The sequence below is a fragment of the Parafrankia elaeagni genome (assembly GCF_000374165.1).
In the GTDB taxonomy this organism is placed as follows: Bacteria; Actinomycetota; Actinomycetes; order Frankiales; family Frankiaceae; genus Parafrankia; species Parafrankia elaeagni.
On sequence record NZ_KB893686.1, the window covers coordinates 1 to 2,624 of the forward strand.

Consider the following 2,624-nt stretch of genomic DNA (forward strand, 5'->3'; position numbering starts at 1 on the left):
TCAGCAACAACAGATCCGACACCCCATGCGCCGCCACCAGATGCCGGACAAGCACCGCCCCCAACGTCCCCGTCGCACCCGTCACCACCACCGTGCCACCACCGAAACCGACGACCGGCGCATCCGTGACCACGGCCCGGGCGAGGCGGGGTGTCAGGACTCTGCCGTCACGGACCACGGCCTCGGGCAGGCCGGCGGCCACCACCCCGGCCAGCAGCGCGCGACCGTCACCGTCCACATCGATCAGCTGGATCCGGTCGGGGTGCTCCGACTGCGCCGCCCGCACGAGGCCCCACAGGCTGGCCTCGGCGAGCCCCGGGATCCGCTCCCCCGGCCCGGCCGCGACCGCACCCTCGGTGACCACGACCAGCTTCGCGTCCGACCACGACTCGTCGGTGAGCCAACGCTGAAGCGTGTCCAGCATGGTGGCGGCGCGTTCCTTCACACGGTCCGCGGTGACGTCGTCCCAGGTGGCCTCGTCCCGGGCGGCGTTGTCCCGGGGGACGTCGCCCCGGGCAGCGTCGTCCAGGTCCCGCGTGCCGGCGTCCTGCCTGGCGGCGCAGTCCACGACCAGCACGTCGGTGGGCTCGGGCAGCGGAGCACCGAGCGCCACGGTGGTCCAGCCTTCCGGCTGACCCACCGACGGCACGGACTCCGGCGTCCAGTCCAGGGCGTAGAGAAGGCCCTGCGCCGGGGATTCGGCGGCAACCGGGCGCAGCGCCAGCGCGGACACCGCGGCGACGGGCCGGCCGGAACCGTCCGCGAGCGTGATCCGGACGGTGTCGGCGGCGGGAACACCTGCGATCCGCACGCGCAGCACCGTGCCGGCCGCGTCGGAGGCGTCGGAGGCGTCGACGTCGCTGGAGGCGCCGAAGGTGCGCAGGCCGGTGAACGCGAACGGGAGACGGGCGCCACCCGCCGGCAGCAGAGCGCCGGCCCCGATGGCGTGCAGGGCCGCGTCGAAGAGCGCCGGGTGCAGCGCAAAGCCGTCGAGCATCGCCTCCTCGGCGGCCACGACCTCCGCGAACACCTCGTCGCCGGATCGCCACACCCGGCGCAGCCCCTGGAAAACCGGCCCGTAGGAGAGTCCGACCGCGGCCGCGGTCTCGTAGAAGCCGCTGATGTCGACCTCGTCCGCGCCCGCCGGCGGCCAGCTCGGCATCGGCTCCACGGCAGCCTGCGTGCCATCGGCAGCCTGCGTGCCATCGCTGGCCCGCGTGCCATCGCTGGCCCGCGTGCCGTCGGCGACCAGCACGCCCGTCGCGTGCAGCACCCAGGAACCGTCGTCGCCGGTGCGGGAGTGCACCGTCACCGTGCGGCGGTGGTCCCCGTCGGCGGCGTCCGGCGCGGGGACGTCAACCGTGACCCGCACCGGGACCTCGCCGTGTTCGGGCAGCACCAGCGGGGCCCGCAGCAGCAGCTCGTCCACGACCGGGAACCCGACGCGGGAGCCGGCCGCGAGCGCCAGCTCGGCGAGTGCCGTCCCGGGCACGAGGATCTGACCGAAGACCACATGGTCGGCGAGCCAGGGGTGGGCACCGACGGAGAACGAACCGGCGAAGACCAGCACCGGCGAGTCGGGCACGTCGATCGCCGTACCGAGCAGGGGGTGGTCGGTGGCCTCCAGACCGAACCCGGCCGCGTTCCCGGCGCCGGCCGGGCGCGGACGCGGCCAGAAGTGCTCCCGGCGGAACGCGTAGGTGGGCAGCTCGACCCGACCGGCCGGGGTGCCGGCGAACACGGTCCGCCAGTCGACGGCGATGCCGTCGGTGAACAGCCGGCCGAGCGCGGTGAGCAGGGTGGTCGCGTCCTCCCGCTCGCGGCGCAGCGCCGGCACCGCGAGCAGGTCGGGCGCGGTGTCCTGGACCATCGCGGTGAGGACGGCGTCGGGCCCGAGCTCCAGCACCCGGTTCACGCCGAGGGCGGCCATCGCCTGGACGGCGTCGGCGAACCGGACCGGACGGCGCACCTGCTCCACCCAGTAGCGCGGGTCCGACCACTCGTCGGGCCGCACGGCGGCACCGGTGACGGTGGAGACGGCCGGCAGCCGGGTTTCACTGAAGGTCAGGCCGCGGACGACCGCCTCGAACTCGGCCAGCATCGGTTCCATCAGCGCGGAGTGGAAGGCATGGCTGACCGGGAGCCGACTGGTGCGCCAGCCCTGGTCGGCGGCCAGGGCCGTGGCCCGGTCGAGTAGATCATGCGGCCCGGAGAGCACCACTGACGTCGGCCCGTTCACGGCCGCGACGTCGAGGGCGAGGCCGGCTTCGGTCAGCGCGGCCGTCACCGCGGCCTCGGGAGCGCCCACGGCGAGCATGCCGCCGCCGGCCGGTAGCGCCTGCATGAGGCGGGCCCGGGCCGCGACCAGGGCGGACGCGTCGGCGAGGCTCAGCACACCGGCGGCGTGGGCCGCGGTGATCTCACCGATCGAATGGCCGGCGACGACATCGGGATCGACTCCCCAGTACCGGACCAGCGCCAGCAGCGCGACCTCCACCGCGAAGATCGCCGGCTGCGCGTAACCGGTCTGGTCAAGCAGCACCGCCTCACCGTCGATCACCTCAGACAGCGGACGATCCAGGTGAGCGTCCAACAGGGCACAGACCTCGTCGAAAGCCGCCGCG

1 protein-coding gene is annotated in these 2,624 nt (G+C 74.5%); it reads right to left on the reverse strand.

Annotated elements, in window-relative coordinates:
• On the reverse strand, positions 1–2,593 hold a 2,593-nt coding region (locus B207_RS0105195), incomplete at its 3' end, for an acyltransferase domain-containing protein (RefSeq protein WP_230204850.1).
• Positions 2,594–2,624 lie beyond the last annotated feature (31 nt).